This is a genomic window from Kribbella sp. NPDC048928 (genome assembly GCF_043197975.1).
GTDB lineage: Bacteria > Actinomycetota > Actinomycetes > Propionibacteriales > Kribbellaceae > Kribbella.
On record NZ_JBICUC010000011.1, the window covers coordinates 49,349 to 66,554 of the forward strand.

Sequence of the window (17,206 nt, forward strand, 5' to 3'; positions counted from 1 at the left end):
CTCGCTGTCGGGATCGTGGTTCGGTGTTGTCTGGTCCGCTGCCCTTGTGATGAGGTGCTGGGTGGGTTCACCGGCTGTCAAGGGGATGTTTCGGCTGTGAGCGTGCCGGTCGGACCGTGGCCGGGGAACCCACCACACATGGGACTATTGACCCTGTGGCGGGACCGTGGGCGCGACTACTGCTTGGCGTATGACAGACGTTGCCCGGTCCTTGCACATTCGGCCGCCGCATCATGCATGGTTCCGGCAGCATCCTGCTGTTGCCTTCGCGGTGGCCGGAGGGCTGTACGGCGCGGTACTGCTGCTGACAATGTTCGCTGGCACGCCGTGGGACGACTATTTCTTGCTCTATATCTTCCCGGTCGCTCTGGTGGCGATCACATTCGGTCTTCTTGCTGGTGGGATAGCCGGTCTGTCCGCCGTCGCGCTCATCGTTCTTTGGGTCGTACTGCGCGACGTCCACTTGACCGTCGGTGGATGGGCAACGCGCGTTGCGCCGATGCTGGTGCTGGGCTTGCTGCTCCGCCGTGCGGCTGACCGGCTGCGCCTGGGCGAGCTGGAGCGTCGGCGGCTGGAGGCTGCAGCGCTGTTGCACCGTGAGGCGATCGAGATCAACGACTCGTTGGTGCAAGGTATGGCCGCCGCCCGCTGGTCGTTCCAGGCAGGTCAGATGGACCACGGCCTCAAGATCCTCGACGAGACACTCGGTCAGGCCCAAGAACTTGTCTCCAACCTGATCCGGCGGGCCGAGATGAGCGGCCGTGCGCTGCCGTTGGACAAGCCTTAGCAGTCGTCCAGCCGTGTCAGCCTGTGAGCAACGTTCCTGCGGACCGAATGATGGTGATGTGGCGCATCAAACGATCGTCAGATCGGCGAGAAGTTTTTCTACCTGGTCGCGGATCTCGTCGCGGACCTGGCGGACAACCTCGATGGGCTGGCCGGCGGGGTCGGTGAGTTTCCAGTCTTCGTAGCGTTTGCCGGGGTAGAACGGGCAGGCGTCGCCGCAGCCCATGGTGATCACGACGTCGCTGGCTTGTACGTCGTCGGTCGACAGCAGGTGTGGTGTCGTGCCGGTGAGGTCGATGCCGAACTCGCGCATGGCTTCGACGGCGACGGGGTTGATCTGGTCGGCCGGTTCGGAACCTGCCGAACGTACCTCGACTTGGTCGCCGGCGAGGTGGCGTAGCCAGCCTGCGGCCATCTGGGATCGGCCGGCGTTGTGGATGCAGACGAACAGGACACTGGGCTTGCTCACGAGGATGCTCCAGCGGTGGTTTCGGTGTGAGGTGTAACGACATCGTCGGCCGCTGCTCCGGCGGACGGGAAGAGTATTGCGACCAGAGCTGTGCCGACGATCGCGCCGATGATCTGGAAGGCGGCGAAGCCGGGGACCGAGCTGGGTGCGATGCCGGCGAAGGTGTCGCTGAATGCGCGGCCGATGGTGACGGCCGGGTTCGCGAACGAGGTCGACGAGGTGAACCAGTACGCCGCGCCGATATAGGCCCCGACTGCGAGCGGCGCGAGCTGGGCGCGGCCGGTTGCGGCGAGAGTGAAGATGAGCAGGATGAGGCCGGCGGTGGCGACGGTCTCGCCAAGGTAGAGGTGTCCGGCGGATCGATGGGTGGCCGACCAGGACACGGCGGCTTCGCCGTACATCAGGTTGGCCAGGATCGCCCCGCCGATGCCGCCGACGATCTGCGCGGGGATGTACGCGCTGACATCCTGTGCGGTGAGACCGGTGCCGGTACGTCGGCCGAGCCACCAGTCGACCGCGGACACGACGGGGTTGAAGTGGGCACCGGAGATCGGGCCGAACGTCAGGATCAGCACGGCGAGCCCGAGTGCGGTCGCGAACGAGTTCTCCAGCAGTTGCAGCCCGACATCACTGGGTGAGAGTTTGGCGGCGGCGATTCCGGAGCCGACCACGACGGTTACGAGCAGGCCGGTGCCGAGTCCTTCGGCGAGCGCCTTGCGCCATACCGGTTGTGCGTGGCTCATCCGCGGCTCACCGGTACGGCGAGCTCGTCCAGCAGCAAGCGCACGCGGCGTTCGATCTCGTCGCGGATCGGGCGTACGGCGGCCACGTCGAGGCCGTCAGGATCGTCCAGGTCCCAGTTCTCGTACCGGGTCCCGGGGAAGATCGGGCACGCGTCCCCGCAGCCCATGGTGACGACCACGTCGGCGGCCCTGACGATCTCATCGGTCCAGGGCCTGGGGAACTCGGCGGAGATGTCGATGCCGCGTTCGGCCATCGCGGCGATGGCGGACGGGTTGACCTCGATGCCGGGTTCGGAGCCACCGGACCAGGCGACGGCGTTGTCACCGGCGAGCTGCTGGAAGAACCCCAGTGCCATCTGGGATCGGCCGGCGTTGTGGACGCACAGGAACAGCGCCACCGGTTTGCCGTCGTCGTGGTGGCCTTCGACACGAGCGAGCGCATTGAGGCGCTGCCGGGCGAAACGCTCGGCCAGCAGGGGCAGGAAGTTGGGGACGGTGCTGCCAGTCGCGAACTGGTCGTAGCTGGAGTGTAGGATCCGTTCGATCGTTTCCGGGCCGTAGATGCCGGAGAACTCGTCGGTCAGTCGTGCGGCGGCGGTACGCAGTGCGACGTATTGGTCAATGGACAGGTCTTCGCGACGTGACCACGTAAGTTCGGTCATCGCTTGCTCCCGGTGGTGTCGGTAAGGGCCTGTGCCAGCCGGTCGATGCGGTCGGCGATTTCGGTGTAGGCGGCTTCGAAGGCCGCGTCGGTGTCGATCGGAGCAGGGTCGGGGATCGACCAGTGCAATCGGGGCCGCTGTTCGGTGGGCAGGTGTTCGTGGGCGTTGTCGCAGACCGCGATCAGCAGATCGTCGCGGCGTACGACGTTCTTCAGGTCTGCGGTGCGCCAGCCGGACGGGTCGAGATCGTGGCGGCGGGCGACCTTCAGCGCCCGCGGGTGAACGCGCTCGGCGGGTTCGGTACCGGCAGAGACGGCGGGGACGTGGCTGCGGCGGGCCCAGATCGCCGCGGCGAGCTGGGACCGTGCGGAGTTCTGGGTGCACACGAACAGGATCCGTTTCGCTGTGAGCAGCGCTGGTGAGGCGACCGCGGCCAGCGCTTCAGGTTCGAGCCGGACATAGGTGCGGCGGCCGTCGCCCTCGGATCGCGTGCGGACAACGAGTCCGGCGTCTTCGAGCACTTTGAGGTGATGGGCGATCAGGTTCGTCGGCATGTCCAGCGCCGCACCGAGTTCACCAGGCGCAGCATCGCCGGCAACCAGCGTGTCCACGATCACCAGCCGTGCCGCGTCGCCGAGCGCCGCATGAATCCGGGCTCGCTCCGCCAAGGTGAATCGCTCAGTGTTCATTGCCTCAATAATTATTGAGGCATTTGTCGAAGTCAAGCCTGAGGAACTTGCTCGCCCGGGACCCTCGTGGGGGGTGGTGATGTCCGGTGTGCAGACATCGGGTACTCGCGGCCTTTCGTCGGCGGATGCGGTACGACGACTCGCGGCCGATGGGCTGAACGAGCTCCCGGCGCCGCCAGGGCTGGCTGAACGCCGGGGCCGCCGCCATCGTCCTGCTCCTCGTCGACACCATCGCCAAGGGCTCCCGCCGCGCGTGACACGCAATGAGCATCATGCTGGACCATAGGTGGATCACCATGAACGCGAAGAACAGCTCGACGCTCCACAAGGTGCAGCGAGTTCACGAAGTGACCGGTCGCCGACGCGTGCCACCAGGCCGGACCGCCCAGCGACAGGGCCGCGCCGGAGACGAGTACGACGAGCAGAGCCGCCAGGGTCAGGGCTCCGAACACGTAGATCCAGGAGTTCACGTACGCGGGCTGGCGGTCCGGCAGCAGCTGGCCGGGCGGGACCGTACGGCCGAGCCGCGTGCGCAGCCGGGTCGTCCAGTTGCCCTTGGCTGGCCGGTTGTTGTCATGTTCCGCCGTACGGCTGGCGATCGAGGTCATGGCCGGTCCCGATGATCGCCAGGGAGCGGGCGATGACGTTGTCAGGTCGGGGGCGGCCGCGGAAGGGACTTTCGGCCCTGCCCGCGCCGTACGTAGCCTGTTTGACTCTGGGCATCGAGGAAGGAGGCTTCCGATGACGACGGACAGGGAGCTCGAGGCTGATATCGAGACCTATTTCCGCGACGGCCAGTGGCACACGCGGCGCGGCGAGTGCGCGACGCCGTTCGCATCCGGTGAGAGCCGGGAGCGCATGATCGCGATCGGCGTCGAGGTCGCCCGCTGGAACGGGTTCCGGCATGTGATCCGCGATGCCGACGGCAGCATCGTCGAGATCAGCGTCTACGAGCACGGCCCTACCCGAGCCGCTCGCCAATCAGCCGGCACGTCGTCAAGAGCGGCTGACGGCTGTGGTGACGACCGACCGGAGTACAGATGGTGTGCACGGTCCGAGGCTGACGGGCGAACAGGTCTGGCGGGCGATCGCCGACCGGTCTTTCGCCGTACTGAGCTATGTCACCCCGACCGGCGAGCCGCGATCGAGCGGCGTCGTGTACGCGGCCGGCCCAAGGCAGTTGTACGTCGCCGTCGCCCCGGACAGCTGGAAGGCGCTGCACATCCCGGCGACCGATCAGGTCGCGGTGACGGTCCTGGTGCGGCGCGGTGGGCTGCTCTCGTTGATCGTGCCGATTCCGCCGGCGACCATCAGCTTCCACGCGCGAGCGGTGGTGCATCCTGTCGGTGCGCCCGCCCTCGACGCGCTGTCGACCGAGCTCGCCACGTTGGTACCGTCCGAGCGGCTGGCCAACTGCCGGATCGTGGAGATCTTCCCGGAGGGTCACTTCCTCACCTACGGCATCGGTACGTCCCTTCGGCGGATGCGCAATCCGAGCGCGTCCCGCGCCCGCGTCGCGGTGCCTTGACCGTGTGTACCGGGATCGTGGGGTGGGCGCCAGGTCTGTTTCGCGTTTCTGCCGGAGGCGGTGGTCCCTGTAATTGTGGCACCCACCTGCGATGTTCTGAGTGAACAGGGGACGACTCGGCTCGTGGCGCTGAGGACGGCGGTGCCTCGGTGCCGATCGTCTCCTGGAGATCCGAGAGTGGGAGCTGATCGTGACGCCGGACAAGATCGTTGTCGGGGTGGATGCGGCGTGGCGCCGGTCCGGAGCGTTGGATTGGGCGCTGCACGAAGCAGAACTGCGTCGGCTGCCGTTGCGGGCAGTGCATGTCGCGAACGAGCCACGGCGGTACGACGCCGTCGCGCCGATCAGAGTTGACGGCCAGTTGATCCGGCCCGCGGCCGTTCCGCCGCACGATCGGCGGCTGGTCGACGAGCTCGAGCAGTACCTCGCCGGGTTCGACCCGGCGATGGACCTCAGCGCCGACGTACTGGTCGGAGCCCCCGACGAACGCCTCGCCGAACTGAGCGCGGCCGCCGAGTTGACGGTCGTCGGCCGGCGCGGATTCGGTGACTTCACCCGGCTGCTGATCGGGTCGACCTCGGAGTCCGTCGCGATTCACGCCGAGGGCCCGGTCATCGTCGTACCGAACGGCTGGCAGCGGGCCAAGCACGCGGGCGCTCCGGTCGTCGTCGGGCTGGACGGGCACGACCAGAACGAAGACGCGCTGGAGTTCGCGTTCGAGATGGCGACGATGCACCGCGTTCCGCTGTGCATGGTGCACGCGTGGGACGTACCTGCGCCGTACACCTGGAACGCGGTCACGGCCGCCGGGATGCGCGATCAATATGAGCAGGCGGCGCAGGAGTTCTTGGACACGGTTGCCGAGCAATGGCGTCGCAAGTACCCGGACGCCGAGGTGCGGCAGGCGCTTCGGCAGTCACACCCTGTCGTCGCGCTGCTCGACGTCGCCGAGCCGGCCGACGCGCAACTCATAGTGATCGGCGGCCGTCGGCACCGGCTGCCCGGTCTGATCGTCGGTTCGGTCGCCCGTGGCGTACTGCATCACGCCACGGTGCCTGTCGCCGTCGTCCACGAACACCGCACGACCGCATCACCTCTCGGTCAGCAGTAGGCGGCCGAGGACGAACGGATCTGCGGCCGAGACGGCCGGCCGGGTACGACGGGAGGTTCGGCCCTGGAAGCCCGGGTCTTCCGGATCTGTTCGCGGCACCGCCCAGTGCGCGAGACTGGGCGGAAACCGGTTCGGAACTGCCGGAGCAACACGCCGCAGAGGGGGCTGGTCATGAAACGCACCCAGGTCAGGAGCCAGCGCCCACAGCGCCCACGCCGTCCGATGACACTCGATCTGCTCACCCCCGTCCGGCAGCGTCCTGCGCTTCTGACGACATGCTCGAGATCGAGGGGTTGACCAAACGGTACGGCGCGACGCTCGCGCTGGACGACTGTACGTTCAGCGTCGCGCCGAAGCGGTTGATCGGTCTGCTCGGGCCGAACGGGGCCGGCAAGACGACGCTGATGCGCTGCCTGCTGGGGCTCGTGGTTCCCGACGGTGGGACGATCCGCTGGTCGGGTGGACCGCTCGGCGAGGACCGCGGCCGCAACTTCGGATACATGCCGGAGGAGCGCGGCCTCTATCCCACGATGCGCGTCGACGAGCAGGTGAGGTACTTCGCGATGTTGTCGGGGATGGCGCCTGCGGCAGCGGGGCGGGCGACCGCGGACGTGGTGCGCCGGGTCGGTGCCGGTGACCTGTCCGGTCGTCGGGTCGAGGAGCTGTCGCACGGTAACCAGCAACGGATCCAGCTGGCGGTCGCTCTGGTGCACAATCCCGAGATCCTGGTGCTCGATGAGCCGTTCGCCGGTCTCGATCCGCTCGGTGTCGACCAGTTCGGAGCGCTGCTGCTCGATCTGGCCGCGGACGGTACGACGGTGCTGTTCTCCAGCCACCAGCTCGACTTGGTACAGGATCTGTGCCAGGACATCGTGACGATCAACCATGGTCGTGTCGTCCTCGCCGGTGAGCTGGAACAGCTGCAGCGGGCGACCGCGCGGCGGCGGATCACGGTGGTGTTCGCGGCGGCTGCACGGCGCAACTGGACCGCTGCTCTGGATGGCGTCACCGTCGAAAAGGCCGAGGACCGGCATGTGCGGCTGAGCCTCGACGCGGGCGGTGACCTCGATCGGGTTTTGCACGCGGCGCGTACGGCGGGGCCCGTGCTGCGGTTCGACTACCAGCCGCCGTCCCTGGAGGAACTCTTCCGGGAGGCGGTCGGACGATGAAGCACGAGTTCCGGACCGTCTGGATCGTCGCGAGTCGCGAGTTGCGGACCCGCGTTCGCAGTACGGCGTTCCGCATCTCCGCCGTAGTGATGCTGCTCGCCGTCGTACTCGTCATCGTGATCCCGGTCCGGGTCGCGCAACGTCAGCACCCGCCCACGGTCGCGGTGGCGGGAGCTCCGTCGCTGACGACCGCCCTGGCAGCGAGCGGCCTCACTGTCCGGACCGTCGGCAACCGTGCGGCAGCAACCGCTCAAGTCACGTCCGGTTCGGCGGATGTGGCCATCGTTGCATCGTCGGACGACGTCGAGGTCATCTGGAAAGGCGGCGCCGATGCCACGCTCGCCCCGGTGATCGAGGCGGCGGTGAGCCGTTACGTGGTCGTGCGGCGCGCCGATGCGCTGGACCTCACGCCAGCCGAGGCCGCTGGGCTGCTGGCCCCGGTCGAGCCGACGGTCACCGTGCTCGATCCGAACCCGGACGACACCAGCCGGCTGATCGTCGCTCTGGCCGGGGTGATCCTGCTGTTCGTTGCCTTGAACATCTATGGCAGCTATGTGCTCACTGGCGTGGTCGCGGAGAAGTCCAGCCGGGTCGTCGAAGTACTCCTGGCCCGCGTACGACCGGTCCAGTTGCTCGCCGGCAAGATCATCGGCATCGGCCTGCTGGGCGTCGCGCAGTTCGCGGCACTGGCAGTCGTCGGTGCCGTCACGCTGCAGATCGTGAAGCCGCCGCATCTGTCCAGCGGCACGCTGCCGCAGATCGCGAGCGACGTACTCTGGTTCGTCCTCGGTTACAGCTTCTACAGCGTCCTGTACGGCGCCTTGGGCTCGCTGGCCTCCCGCATCGAGGACGCACAAGCCGCCGCTGCACCGCTGACAGCTCTCCTGACCCTCGCGTACCTGGGCGGCTTCGTCGCACTCCGCAACCCACACGCGTGGTGGGTCACAGCGCTCTCGTTCTTCCCGCCCACTGCCCCGATGTACCTGCCACTGCGCTCCGCTCTCACGCACGTGCCGCTCTGGCAAGGCGTATTGGCGGCGCTACTGGTGGTCGCAGCGACAGCCGTCGTACTACGCGTCGGCGCCCGTCTCTACCAAGGGGCGATCCTGCACCACGGCACGCGACTCCGCATCCGTCAGGCCTGGCACGGCACGCCCTGACTCGGACCGGCGGGATCTGGACCGCGAGCACCCCACGGGTACATCAGCGGGCCGCGCGGGCGACTGGTCGCCACCAGGTCTCGTTGTCGGCTGGAAGCGTGGGCGGGTCGGCGAGCAATTGGTCGCGATGCAGGCTGGGCACCACGTGATACCGGATCGAGCCCGGCACGCTCACCAATTCGAGTACGCGCCACAGCGCGCGGGCGTACGCCTTCGCGGCGTCGGGGCCGTCCCATTCGTAGACGCCGCGGTACACCCCATAGGCGTCGTTCGCGAGCCACAGCTTCGAAACGAAGCCGGGAAAGCCGACGAACAGCGGCGTGTTGACCAGCGATTCCCAGCGGAAGAACGCGTGGCCTCGGCCGTGCACGCCGTACAGCCGGAACGCGACAACCAAGACGCACGGATCCGTGACGGCTGCTCGATCGACCACGGTCTCGCGGTACACCCTGCTCTTGGTGCCGTCGGCGAACCGGAGGTAGTTGCCGAGGTGTTCCTGCCGGTGGTGGATGCGTCGTTGCATCAGGAGGCGCGCTGTGGTGGCGATGCTCCGCGCGACAGCGGCGAACGCGGCGATTTTCGGCAGTGGGGTTTGTTCGCTCATGCGGAGCTCCGTCTCAGGTCACATCACGGCGGACGGCCAGGGTGGTGCCGAGGGTTGCGAAGGCGACGCCGTACGCGAGCAGCAGCAGACCCGCCGCCCAACCGGCGAGGTACTGCACGTTCGCCTGGTAGTTGTTGACCAGCCCGTTGAACGCTCCGCCCGGCAGGTACTTGTAGTAGTCCCTGATGCGGGGCAAGGCCGCGACCAGTCCTTCGATCACGAAGAGGTAGATCAGCGTGCCGACGATCGCGGCGACCTGGTTGCGGAGCAGTGCTCCGATGCCGACTCCGAGGACTGTGTAGACCGCCAGCCCGAGGACCACGCCGATCAGCGTCCGTGGCAACCCGATGGTGGTGAGCGAGATATCGATGTGCTTGGCCGACAGCCAGGGCAGCGCGAGCGCGATCGTTGCCAGCACGTTCACGCAGCCGAACCCGAGGCCCGCGACGGCGTACGCGATGAGCTTCGCCATCACCACTCGACCGCGTCGTGGGGTGGCGAGGAACGTCGGCGTCACGGTTTCGTGCCGGTATTCACCGGTCATCGCGACGATGCCGAGTACGACGGCCAGCGGCGACGAGGCTGCCGCCGAGGCGAACAGATTCCGTTGTCCTGCCGGGGATGTCAGCGGCGGGTTGGGGTTGCCGGGAGATCCGGACAGCCCGATCGTCAGCCCGATGATCAGGACGGTCATCCCGATCGCGCCGAGCAACAGCCACAGCCAGAGCCGCGTCGTGAACAGCTTAGTGAACTCTGCCCTGAGTAGCCTGGTCATCTGCCGCCTCCGTCGCTCGACTCGCCGGTGAGGGCGAAGAAGATGTCCTCGAGATCGCTGCGCTCGGCCGCTAGTTCGTGGAGCTCGATCCCTTCGCGGAAGGCAACGTGACCGATCGCTGCCGGCTCCAGCCCTCTGACCATCAGGGCATCGTCTTGTCGCTGCACATCGGGACGGGGAGAGAGCAGACCTAGTGCCACCGTGAGCCGGTCCAGGTCGGGGGCTCGAACGACGACTGTGCTGCCCTGCTGGCTGGCGAGCTCTTTCAAGCTGCCCTGGCGGACGAGCGTTCCCTGGTCGATCACGACGATGTCGTCGACGGTCTGCTCGACCTCACTCAGCACGTGGCTGGAGATCAGGACCGTACGCCCTTCGGAGGCCAGGCGGCGGAGGAATCCGCGCAACCAGGCGATGCCCTCGGGATCGAGCCCGTTGGCCGGCTCGTCCAGTATGAGCACGCCGGGGTCGCCGAGGAGCGCCGCGGCCAGGCCGAGCCGTTGCCGCATCCCGGTGGAGAAGCCGCGCACCTTCCGGTCCGCGACGGCGCTCAGCCCGACCAGACCGAGGACCGCATCGACCCGAGCGACTGGATATCCGTTGACCACGCAGAGGATTCGCAGGTGGTCCTTCGCCGATCGGGCGGGGTGGAAGCTGGACGAGTCCAGCACTGCTCCGACGGTCGACGACGGGTGCGGCAGGTCGATGTACCGTAGGCCGCCGATCGTGGCCGTGCCCGCGGTCGGTGTGACCAGGCCCAGCAGGCATCGCAGCGTTGTGGTCTTGCCGGCGCCGTTCGGTCCGAGGAAGCCGCTGATCGTGCCTGGTTCGACAGTGAAACTGAGGTTGTGGACCGCGCGTACAGGCCCGAACATCTTCGTCAGACCCGACACCACGATCCGGCCGGTCGCGTCCATCAGCTATTCCGCCATCAGTTTCTTGAGGCTTTGCCAGATGATCTGTTCGCGGTCGGCGATCTCGTGCATAGGTGTGACCGCCGGGCCGAGCAGCTCGGCGGGGTCGTCGAGTTCGGCCGCGGCAGCGAAGGTCGCGGCGACGTCTTCCCAGAGGTCGCCGATCGAGTGCATCTCGTCGCCGAGGCGGCTGAGGCGGCCTTCGCCGGTGATGATCGCGGCTTCGTCGAGGAAGCGTGCATACATGTACCGGAAGATTCCGCCGCCGGTGCCGCCGCGGGCGTCGATCATCAGCGCGGTGTTGAAGCATGTACGACGGATCGCATCGGAGTCGAGCACCTGCGGCCACCGCAGCGTTTCCTGGATCGCCTTACGAATTCCGCGGACGCCGAGGTTCGCGATCGGTGGTGTGAGCATGCCGTCGCACACGTCGGTGATCGCGGCGCGGACGTCGGCTGGGCGTGGATCCCGTGCCTTGTCGAAGTTGAACGTGTACCACGTGTGCCGGGGCGGGAACGGCCGGTACGTCGATCCGCGCGCCTTCTCCAGCACATCCCAGTCGACCGGGTGAAGTTCAGCATCCCGATCGGCGATCAGTACCTGTTCGGTCTGCGAGTCGTAGCCGGCGACGACGATCACGTGGCCGCCGAAGTGGTAGCCGGCCGGGAGATCGAAGTACGGCAGGAAGCCCATGTCGAGGTAGACGAGCACCGGCTCGCCTGCTTGCAGAAGCTCCCGGAGCTCCGCCTGAGCGACTCGGGTACTCGCGGTAGCGTGTGATGCGATGGCGACGCCCGTACGCCGGCCCGCTGTCTTCTCCAGGCCTTCCGCCCTAGGGCCGGCATTGTTGGCGCGGCCACCGTAGAAGGGATCGGTGTCCTTGAAGTGGAAGTACACGAACCCGAGCCCCGATCCGAGGCCGAGCAGGAGCTCCTCGCTGATCCGGTAGCCGTGGAAGTCGTACACGTGCTTCAGCGACCCGGTCACGCAATGATGCGTCGGATACGTCCCGAACTCCGGAAACGGCCGAACCGTCACGGGCCCGGCGACTGTGCTTGCCATCTCAGTACCTCCCGACCCCAGCCTGGTGCGGCCGGGCGCACAGCCACAGGGCCGAAAACGCCCGTTGGCACCGGGACGTCGTACCCCGGATCAACGGGTCTTCGGGCCCTGGCAACAGCCCACGCCGCTCGAGACGGCAGGCGGTCACCGCCGCCGCGGGCTCTGCAGCGATCACCGTGATCCTTGGTCTCACAGTCGCTCTCGGTGCCAGTGTGCTCTGGATGACCGTTCTCTTGGCCGCCGGTTCGCCACCCGCGGTGCGATGGTGCGCACAGACGTTGTCCATCGGACACCGCGACGTACTACAACGCAGTACGGCGGACCTGTGCCGACAATGGCGCGACAGTTACGAAGCTCTCCACCGGGCGAAGACCGGCCGCCAACGTCTCCGCATCGTGCTGGAGCGCCAGCTCTGCCTCGACGAACTAGGCCGCCGCGACCCGGAGGGCCTCGAAGCCTGGCTGACCTCCGCCGCCAGCGACCCCTCCAGATTCCTCAAGACCCGGTAACCGCAAATCGGTTGAGGCAGAATTTGGTCGCCGTGCCGCGGCAGGCGGAGACGCGCTCTGACAGCCATGTGGCTCACCTAACCGTTGGACGAGCCCCTCAGCAGCGGGCTCAGCCAGGCCAGGACAGGCGGCTACTCATCGTTTTACTCATTGGAATGGATGCCAAAGGCTGCGTAGCAGCGCCGTTTCTTGGCAACTCTCCATCGGAGAGTGCGCAGGTCAGCGCTAAACTACGGCTGTTACTGCGATCCAATGACAAGCCTGGCACCGTAAAGCGGAGTTAGGGTGCGGACCCCATCGTCTGGGCCTCTGAGCCCTCTTGGTGATGTCCGAGCAATGAACCGGCGAATATGGCAGCTGTCAACTATGCGCCGAAGCCCGGTTTGTACAGATGACGGTACTGGGCGTAGGCGTGGCAGAGAACATGAGTCCTGCTGAGCGACGAATGCATCATGACGCTGAACTGGCTCGTCGAGCCATCTTGGCGGCCGCGTTCACCATCACCGTGCATGGAGAGTCGCCAGCTGGGTGCTCGCGCTGCGCAAATGGCATGTTTTCAGCTCCGGGTGACAAGGGTCGGTCATCGATGCGTAGCAATGATCAGGAAACCGCAGGTCTGCGGCGTGATCCGCGAGAATCGACGGATCGCGCCGCAAGACCTGCGAGAACATCGATCAGGCGGCAGGCAAGCCTGCCCGATTTGCCGCTAGAACTCGCCGTAGACCTGGACCTTGGTGCCGATGGGGGTGTCGGCATAGATCTGATGGATCTGGGGGCGCATGACGCGGACGCAGCGGTGGCTGTCCGGGTACGGCTTGACGAGCGAGTTCACGCGCGAACCGTGCAGGGCGATCCCGGGCCGATCCTTGAGGAAGTAGAGCGAGTCGTACATATACGCGTCGTCGTACAGGCTGCTCTCGTGCGCACCGGCCCACTTGCGCCACACCTTGCCGGTCCGGTTCGGGGTCTCGTATCCGGGCCCGCCGGTGGAGATCCAGACGATCCGTTTGTAGGACTTGCCAACGATCTGGTACAGCACCTGGCAGGTCTTGTTGACGTAGATGCCGGGTTCGCGGGTCGGCGCCGGGCGCTTGGTTGCGTTCAGCACCGAGTACGCGTCGTTGAGCGTCAGCCCGCCCCGGCTGACCGGCATGCCGTGGGTCTCGCGCCACGCGCACAGCGCCTGCTTGGCGCGTGAGGTGATGTCGCCGTCGACGTCGCCGACCGGGTAGCCGAGTTTGTCCAGTTGCTTTTCCACGCGCAGCGCGTAGTACGCCGGCTTCTGCTTCACCTTGGGCTTCGGCGGGACGGTCGGCTTGACCGTCGGCTTCGTGGTCGGCGTCGCGGACGGGGTGCTCGGGGATTGCGAGGGTTGTGTCGACTGCGAGGGCTGGGTCGGTGACGGTGACGGTGACGGTGTCGTCTCGCTCGCGGCCACGTCCGAGCAGCCGGCCAAGATGAACGGCAGTACGACGGCGGCGGCAATGAGACCACGTCGACGGGACACGGATTCCCCTCTCCTCAACCCTTTTCAATGTCGCAGAAGCACGCCGGGTAAGCATGCAGCGACCCGCCGAGACTAATCGGCAAAGGTGCCAACGCCTGCCGCTAAGCCGTTCCCGTCACCGAACCGTTGCCGAGCCCCGGCTCCGGATCGACTGCGACACTAGGCACATGAAGTGGCTGGAATCGCCGGATGCGCTCTTCGAGGCTCTTGAGCGGGTGGCGCCGGAGCTGAGCTGTCTGCCGATCGTCACCCGCGAACTCGTGAACAAGGACGAGCCGCTGTGGTGGTCGTCGAGCGCGGTCCTCGGCGGGCGCTACGTCGCGAAGTTCGCCTGGTCACGTCCGGCGGCGCTGCGGCTCGCACACGAGATCACCGTACTGACCGAGTTGGCGGCCGTACCGTACCTCCCGAAAGTCGTTGCAAGCAGCACCGATCCGGTCCTGCTTGTCACCGAGCTCGTCCCCGGCAGATCGCTCTTCGAGGTCGTCGACTCGATCGACCGGGACCGCGCGGGCCGTCAGCTCGCGTACTTCCTGGCGGAACTGCAGCGCGCGGGGGAGCGGATGGACGACCTACCGCCCGCCGCGCTCCAGCCGGCCGGCACCGACACGGTACGGGAGCGATTCGGGAAGTGGATCCGGCCGGAGCAGCGCACGGCGGTCCTCAACTGGTGCGACTGGGCCGATGAGGTACTGGCCGAACCAGCGCTTCCGGTCCTGGCCCATGCGGACCTCCACGGCGGCAATCAGGTCTGGTACGGCGATGAGCTCCGCGCGATCGTCGACCTCGAGACCGCCGGCCTGGCCGACCCCGAGTACGACCTCCGCGCCTTCCCCGGAACCGGGCCCGGCATCGAGCTACTGACAGCCACCATGAAGCACTACCAGGAATTCACCGGCCGCGCCCTGGACCCCGACCGCGTTATGGCCTGGCACCTTCGCACCGCCCTCGGCGACGCCCTCTGGCGCAGTGAAGCCGGCGTCCTGCTCCCGGATCACCGAACCCCGGCCGAGTGGATCGAAGACCTCTCCACCCGGTTCACCGCCCTGAAAATCCGGAGCGTTTAGAGCCCGAGGTCGCGAAGGAACTCAGGCTTGTACGCCTGGAGCACCACATACCGCGGATCCGGAACCTCCATGTTCGCGTTCTTCGCCGCGTCCCCGTCCGCGTCGTGCGGTCCGACCGGAACACTCGGATCGGTCCAGTCCTGCTCGGCGGCGTTCCAGCGCGTGATGGTCGACGTCGCCTCGAGCCGATCGCCCGCGACCAGCTCCTTGGCGGTCCGCGCAGCCTCCTCGGCGTCCTCGAGCGTATGCGTGTACATCAGCATCCGGTCCCCGTCGCGGGTCACCGTCACCTGGCTCCCGAGCCGCTTCTGCGCGTCGTCGTCCAGATCCAACGCCCGCAACCGATCCCAGAACGTCAGCCGGTGCCCCTCGTCCCCGAGCACAACCTCAACCCGAAACTCCTCATCCGCCATGCGCGCCACCCTACCCACTCGGGCCGAGATCAGCAGGCATCGGCTCAGCCGCGGGCAGCGGACCGCCGCAGCACCTCTTGTATTTCACGCCCGACCCGCACCAGCACGGCTGGTTACGCGGTGGTGGCCATGCCACCCGCCGGCCGTCGGGCAGGTCGTCGTGCTGGATCCGGGCGTCGCGAACGCAGTCCAGCAGACCGTTGTAAGTCCACGTCGCGATCGTCGTCTTCGTTCCGTGAGCGCGCAACTCCTTCTCGACCATGTGGCAGTAGCGGTCGGCGTTGCCGCCGATGAAGTATTTGCGCCACTGCACGGAGTCATCGAACTCGTTCCGGTCCCAAACCTCGACTTGGCCGCCGCGAACTTTAGGCAGGCGGAGGAGATCGTGGAGGTCGGCTTCTCTGTCCAGCTCTTCGTCCTCTCCCTGCTCGCCGAGCAGGTCGATGCCGTTGAGCGGTAGTCCGAGCGTCCACTTGACCCGGCGCCTGCCGGTCACCAGATCCCGGACGCGATGGATGTTGGTGACGTCTTCCGCGGTCAGATTGTCGGCTGCGATGTCGTACCAGAGCAGGGCCTCGTCGAGCTCACCGCGCCGCTCCAGGATCTCGGCCGCAGTGCGCCATGCATAGTTGTAGATTCGTCCATTGGTCATGACGGCGTCGAGCTCGGCCCGTGCCTCGCTCTCCCGGCCTCCTTCGAACAGGAAGTCGGCATAGTCCACTCTCGCGTTGTCTCCTGCTGCGCCTCCTTCGCTGATCAACTGCTGCCAAATTGCCACTGCCTGCTCGGACCGCCCCAGGTACTCGTGTTCATTGGCGATGATGAGCAAGGCGAGGGTCCGGCCGAGTTTGGGGTCCATCGGGTGATTGCGGACTTCGTCCGCCAAGGGATCGTCCATGCCCGGGAACGTATTCGGATCGGCGCCGCAGGAAACCGCGGATTTGGCACCTGTGGATATCCCTGCAGACAAGCGGACTCGGTTCGCCAGGCCATCACAATCGCCGCAGCCGGGCCCGGGCCTCGCCTGGGACGGGCTCGGGGGCGCAGTTGTGATGGCTTGGCGGTTCGGCTTGGTGGGATGGGGGTGCGGTCCAACATGCGGGGGCGCAGAATCGGTGGGGTTCGATCGACTAGAGTTCTTAGTCATGGAACTGAGGCACTTGGAGCACTTCGTGGCGGTGGCCGAGCAGAAGCACTTCACTCGGGCCGCTGAGGCGATGTCGATCTCGCAGTCGGGGCTGTCCGCCTCGATCCGGGCCTTGGAGCGGGAGTTGCGGGCCTCGCTGTTCGTCCGGAACACCCGGAGCGTGGAGCTCACCGAGGCCGGGCGCGCCCTGCTCTGCGAAGGCCGCCGCACGCTCGCCGCCGCCGAGGCCGCCAAGGACGCGGTCGCCGCAGTCCAGGGCTTGCTCCGCGGTCACCTGACCGTCGGCCTGGAGCAGTGCCTCGGGGTGGTCGACGTACCGGCGTTGCTCGCCAAGTTCCGATCCGCGTACCCGGGCGTCGAGATCGAGGTACGTCAGGCCGGCTCCACGCCGATGCTCGACGAGGTCGCCTCCGGCCGCCTCGACATCGCATTCGTCGCGACCGCGGGCGATCCGGTCGACGGGCTCGATCTGCGGCCGCTGTCCCGCGAGTCGATGGTGCTGGTCTGCTCGCCCGATCACCGGCTCGCGAAGGCGTCCGGTGTCACGCTCGACGACCTGGCGGGGGAGTCGTTCGTCGACTTCGACCCGACCTGGGGCGCCCGGTTGATCTCCGACAGCGCCTTCGCTACCGCCGGGGTCGCGCATCCGGTGACGATCGAGGTCAACGACGTACACACCCTGCTCGCCCTGGTCGCTCACGATCTCGGCGTCGCCCTCGTCCCCGAACGCATCGCCGCCAAGCGCGGCGACCACATGACGGTCCCGCTCGCTCCCGGCACAGCCTCCGACTGGCAGGTCTCAGTCGCCGTCCCCACCGGCCCAGCCGCCTCCCTGGCCGCCGACGCCCTCATCGGCATGCTCCCCACAACAGCCGTCCACGCCTGAGCAGCCGG

General features: G+C 67.1%; 20 protein-coding genes. 9 read left to right on the forward strand and 11 right to left on the reverse strand.

What is annotated here, in order from left to right; translation table 11 throughout:
- The first annotated feature begins 190 nt into the window (after window positions 1-190).
- A complete protein-coding gene (locus tag ACGFI6_RS36955) occupies window positions 191-787 on the forward strand; it encodes a hypothetical protein (RefSeq protein WP_393127102.1) in 597 nt (198 codons plus the stop codon).
- 66 nt (window positions 788-853) lie between these two features.
- Here ACGFI6_RS36955 and ACGFI6_RS36960 read toward each other — a convergent pair whose 3' ends face one another.
- Genes ACGFI6_RS36960 through ACGFI6_RS36975 form a run of 4 tightly spaced genes read right to left on the reverse strand, consistent with a single transcriptional unit; the run spans window position 854 to window position 3,349 of the window.
- Entirely contained in the window at window positions 854-1,261 is a 408-nt protein-coding gene (locus ACGFI6_RS36960) for an arsenate reductase ArsC (protein WP_393127550.1), read from the reverse strand.
- Window positions 1,252-1,998: an aquaporin gene (locus ACGFI6_RS36965; protein ID WP_393127104.1), complete on the reverse strand. Its 747-nt coding sequence runs from the start codon at window positions 1,996-1,998 to the stop codon at window positions 1,252-1,254. The genes ACGFI6_RS36960 and ACGFI6_RS36965 overlap by 10 nt, the downstream gene beginning before the upstream one ends.
- Window positions 1,995-2,660, reverse strand: a complete 666-nt coding sequence (locus ACGFI6_RS36970; RefSeq protein WP_393127106.1) for an arsenate reductase ArsC — start codon at window positions 2,658-2,660, stop codon at window positions 1,995-1,997. The genes ACGFI6_RS36965 and ACGFI6_RS36970 overlap by 4 nt, the downstream gene beginning before the upstream one ends.
- Complete coding sequence (locus tag ACGFI6_RS36975; protein ID WP_393127107.1) at window positions 2,657-3,349, reverse strand: helix-turn-helix domain-containing protein; 693 nt, start codon at window positions 3,347-3,349, stop codon at window positions 2,657-2,659. Before ACGFI6_RS36975 ends, ACGFI6_RS36970 begins: the two co-directional genes overlap by 4 nt.
- A 79-nt stretch (window positions 3,350-3,428) precedes the next feature.
- Here ACGFI6_RS36975 and ACGFI6_RS36980 point away from each other — a divergent pair, with 79 nt between their 5' ends.
- The 5 genes from ACGFI6_RS36980 to ACGFI6_RS37000 all read left to right on the forward strand — a co-directional run bounded on the left by ACGFI6_RS36980 (window position 3,429) and on the right by ACGFI6_RS37000 (window position 8,317).
- Window positions 3,429-3,635, forward strand: coding sequence for a cation-transporting P-type ATPase (locus tag ACGFI6_RS36980; RefSeq protein WP_393127551.1), 207 nt, complete (start codon window positions 3,429-3,431; stop codon window positions 3,633-3,635).
- A gap of 759 nt (window positions 3,636-4,394) precedes the next feature.
- The gene (locus ACGFI6_RS36985) at window positions 4,395-4,877 is read left to right on the forward strand and encodes a pyridoxamine 5'-phosphate oxidase family protein (protein WP_393127109.1); all 483 of its coding nucleotides are present in this window, start codon (window positions 4,395-4,397) and stop codon (window positions 4,875-4,877) included.
- Window positions 4,878-5,067: 190 nt separating this feature from the next.
- Window positions 5,068-5,988, forward strand: a complete 921-nt coding sequence (locus tag ACGFI6_RS36990) for a universal stress protein (RefSeq protein ID WP_393127111.1) — start codon at window positions 5,068-5,070, stop codon at window positions 5,986-5,988.
- Between the two features lie 275 nt (window positions 5,989-6,263).
- Window positions 6,264-7,157: an ABC transporter ATP-binding protein gene (locus ACGFI6_RS36995; protein ID WP_393127113.1), complete on the forward strand. Its 894-nt coding sequence runs from the start codon at window positions 6,264-6,266 to the stop codon at window positions 7,155-7,157.
- Entirely contained in the window at window positions 7,154-8,317 is a 1,164-nt protein-coding gene (locus ACGFI6_RS37000; RefSeq protein WP_393127115.1) for an ABC transporter permease, read from the forward strand. The genes ACGFI6_RS36995 and ACGFI6_RS37000 overlap by 4 nt, the downstream gene beginning before the upstream one ends.
- Window positions 8,318-8,360: 43 nt before the next feature.
- Here the strand turns inward: ACGFI6_RS37000 and ACGFI6_RS37005 are convergent, their stop codons facing one another.
- From ACGFI6_RS37005 to ACGFI6_RS37020, 4 genes are read right to left on the reverse strand one after another with little or no spacing between them, the layout of a single operon-like run.
- Window positions 8,361-8,921, reverse strand: a complete 561-nt coding sequence (locus ACGFI6_RS37005) for a hypothetical protein (protein WP_393127117.1) — start codon at window positions 8,919-8,921, stop codon at window positions 8,361-8,363.
- 13 nt (window positions 8,922-8,934) lie between these two features.
- Window positions 8,935-9,696 (reverse strand): ABC transporter permease, encoded by a 762-nt coding sequence (locus ACGFI6_RS37010; RefSeq protein WP_393127119.1) that lies wholly within the window; start codon window positions 9,694-9,696, stop codon window positions 8,935-8,937.
- Window positions 9,693-10,610: an ATP-binding cassette domain-containing protein gene (locus ACGFI6_RS37015; RefSeq protein ID WP_393127121.1), complete on the reverse strand. Its 918-nt coding sequence runs from the start codon at window positions 10,608-10,610 to the stop codon at window positions 9,693-9,695. The genes ACGFI6_RS37010 and ACGFI6_RS37015 overlap by 4 nt, the downstream gene beginning before the upstream one ends.
- A 3-nt stretch (window positions 10,611-10,613) precedes the next feature.
- Window positions 10,614-11,669, reverse strand: coding sequence for a BtrH N-terminal domain-containing protein (locus ACGFI6_RS37020; protein ID WP_393127123.1), 1,056 nt, complete (start codon window positions 11,667-11,669; stop codon window positions 10,614-10,616).
- 221 nt (window positions 11,670-11,890) lie between these two features.
- On the opposite strand from ACGFI6_RS37020, the gene ACGFI6_RS37025 reads away from it, so the two are divergent.
- The gene (locus ACGFI6_RS37025; protein WP_393127125.1) at window positions 11,891-12,178 is read left to right on the forward strand and encodes a hypothetical protein; all 288 of its coding nucleotides are present in this window, start codon (window positions 11,891-11,893) and stop codon (window positions 12,176-12,178) included.
- Between the two features lie 706 nt (window positions 12,179-12,884).
- On the opposite strand, the gene ACGFI6_RS37030 is transcribed toward ACGFI6_RS37025, so the two are convergent.
- Window positions 12,885-13,685: a L,D-transpeptidase family protein gene (locus tag ACGFI6_RS37030; RefSeq protein ID WP_393127127.1), complete on the reverse strand. Its 801-nt coding sequence runs from the start codon at window positions 13,683-13,685 to the stop codon at window positions 12,885-12,887.
- A 167-nt stretch (window positions 13,686-13,852) separates the two neighbouring features.
- Here ACGFI6_RS37030 and ACGFI6_RS37035 point away from each other — a divergent pair, with 167 nt between their 5' ends.
- Window positions 13,853-14,752 (forward strand): aminoglycoside phosphotransferase family protein, encoded by a 900-nt coding sequence (locus ACGFI6_RS37035; RefSeq protein WP_393127129.1) that lies wholly within the window; start codon window positions 13,853-13,855, stop codon window positions 14,750-14,752.
- Here the strand turns inward: ACGFI6_RS37035 and ACGFI6_RS37040 are convergent.
- Together ACGFI6_RS37040 and ACGFI6_RS37045 are read right to left on the reverse strand one after the other, a co-directional pair.
- Window positions 14,749-15,165 carry a hypothetical protein gene (locus ACGFI6_RS37040; protein WP_393127131.1) on the reverse strand — a complete coding sequence of 139 codons (417 nt, stop codon included), beginning with the start codon at window positions 15,163-15,165 and terminating at the stop codon, window positions 14,749-14,751. The two genes, ACGFI6_RS37035 and ACGFI6_RS37040, sit on opposite strands and share 4 nt — an antisense overlap.
- Window positions 15,166-15,175: 10 nt before the next feature.
- Window positions 15,176-16,063: an SEC-C metal-binding domain-containing protein gene (locus ACGFI6_RS37045; protein WP_393127133.1), complete on the reverse strand. Its 888-nt coding sequence runs from the start codon at window positions 16,061-16,063 to the stop codon at window positions 15,176-15,178.
- A gap of 247 nt (window positions 16,064-16,310) precedes the next feature.
- On the opposite strand from ACGFI6_RS37045, the gene ACGFI6_RS37050 reads away from it, so the two are divergent.
- Entirely contained in the window at window positions 16,311-17,198 is an 888-nt protein-coding gene (locus tag ACGFI6_RS37050; RefSeq protein ID WP_393127135.1) for a LysR family transcriptional regulator, read from the forward strand.
- Window positions 17,199-17,206 lie beyond the last annotated feature (8 nt).

What these genes read in the sequence shown, in the direction of transcription:
- ACGFI6_RS36955 (WP_393127102.1), top strand. Translation starts at nt 191, where the DNA reads ATGACAGACGTTGCCCGGTCCTTGCACATTCGGCCGCCGCATCATGCA.
- ACGFI6_RS36965 (WP_393127104.1), bottom strand. Translation starts at nt 1,998, where the DNA reads ATGAGCCACGCACAACCGGTATGGCGCAAGGCGCTCGCCGAAGGACTC.
- ACGFI6_RS36970 (WP_393127106.1), bottom strand. Translation starts at nt 2,660, where the DNA reads ATGACCGAACTTACGTGGTCACGTCGCGAAGACCTGTCCATTGACCAA.
- ACGFI6_RS36975 (WP_393127107.1), bottom strand. Translation starts at nt 3,349, where the DNA reads ATGAACACTGAGCGATTCACCTTGGCGGAGCGAGCCCGGATTCATGCG.
- ACGFI6_RS36980 (WP_393127551.1), top strand. Translation starts at nt 3,429, where the DNA reads ATGTCCGGTGTGCAGACATCGGGTACTCGCGGCCTTTCGTCGGCGGAT.
- ACGFI6_RS36995 (WP_393127113.1), top strand. Translation starts at nt 6,264, where the DNA reads ATGCTCGAGATCGAGGGGTTGACCAAACGGTACGGCGCGACGCTCGCG.
- ACGFI6_RS37000 (WP_393127115.1), top strand. Translation starts at nt 7,154, where the DNA reads ATGAAGCACGAGTTCCGGACCGTCTGGATCGTCGCGAGTCGCGAGTTG.
- ACGFI6_RS37005 (WP_393127117.1), bottom strand. Translation starts at nt 8,921, where the DNA reads ATGAGCGAACAAACCCCACTGCCGAAAATCGCCGCGTTCGCCGCTGTC.
- ACGFI6_RS37010 (WP_393127119.1), bottom strand. Translation starts at nt 9,696, where the DNA reads ATGACCAGGCTACTCAGGGCAGAGTTCACTAAGCTGTTCACGACGCGG.
- ACGFI6_RS37015 (WP_393127121.1), bottom strand. Translation starts at nt 10,610, where the DNA reads ATGGACGCGACCGGCCGGATCGTGGTGTCGGGTCTGACGAAGATGTTC.
- ACGFI6_RS37020 (WP_393127123.1), bottom strand. Translation starts at nt 11,669, where the DNA reads ATGGCAAGCACAGTCGCCGGGCCCGTGACGGTTCGGCCGTTTCCGGAG.
- ACGFI6_RS37025 (WP_393127125.1), top strand. Translation starts at nt 11,891, where the DNA reads ATGACCGTTCTCTTGGCCGCCGGTTCGCCACCCGCGGTGCGATGGTGC.
- ACGFI6_RS37035 (WP_393127129.1), top strand. Translation starts at nt 13,853, where the DNA reads ATGAAGTGGCTGGAATCGCCGGATGCGCTCTTCGAGGCTCTTGAGCGG.
- ACGFI6_RS37040 (WP_393127131.1), bottom strand. Translation starts at nt 15,165, where the DNA reads ATGGCGGATGAGGAGTTTCGGGTTGAGGTTGTGCTCGGGGACGAGGGG.
- ACGFI6_RS37045 (WP_393127133.1), bottom strand. Translation starts at nt 16,063, where the DNA reads ATGGACGATCCCTTGGCGGACGAAGTCCGCAATCACCCGATGGACCCC.
- ACGFI6_RS37050 (WP_393127135.1), top strand. Translation starts at nt 16,311, where the DNA reads ATGGAACTGAGGCACTTGGAGCACTTCGTGGCGGTGGCCGAGCAGAAG.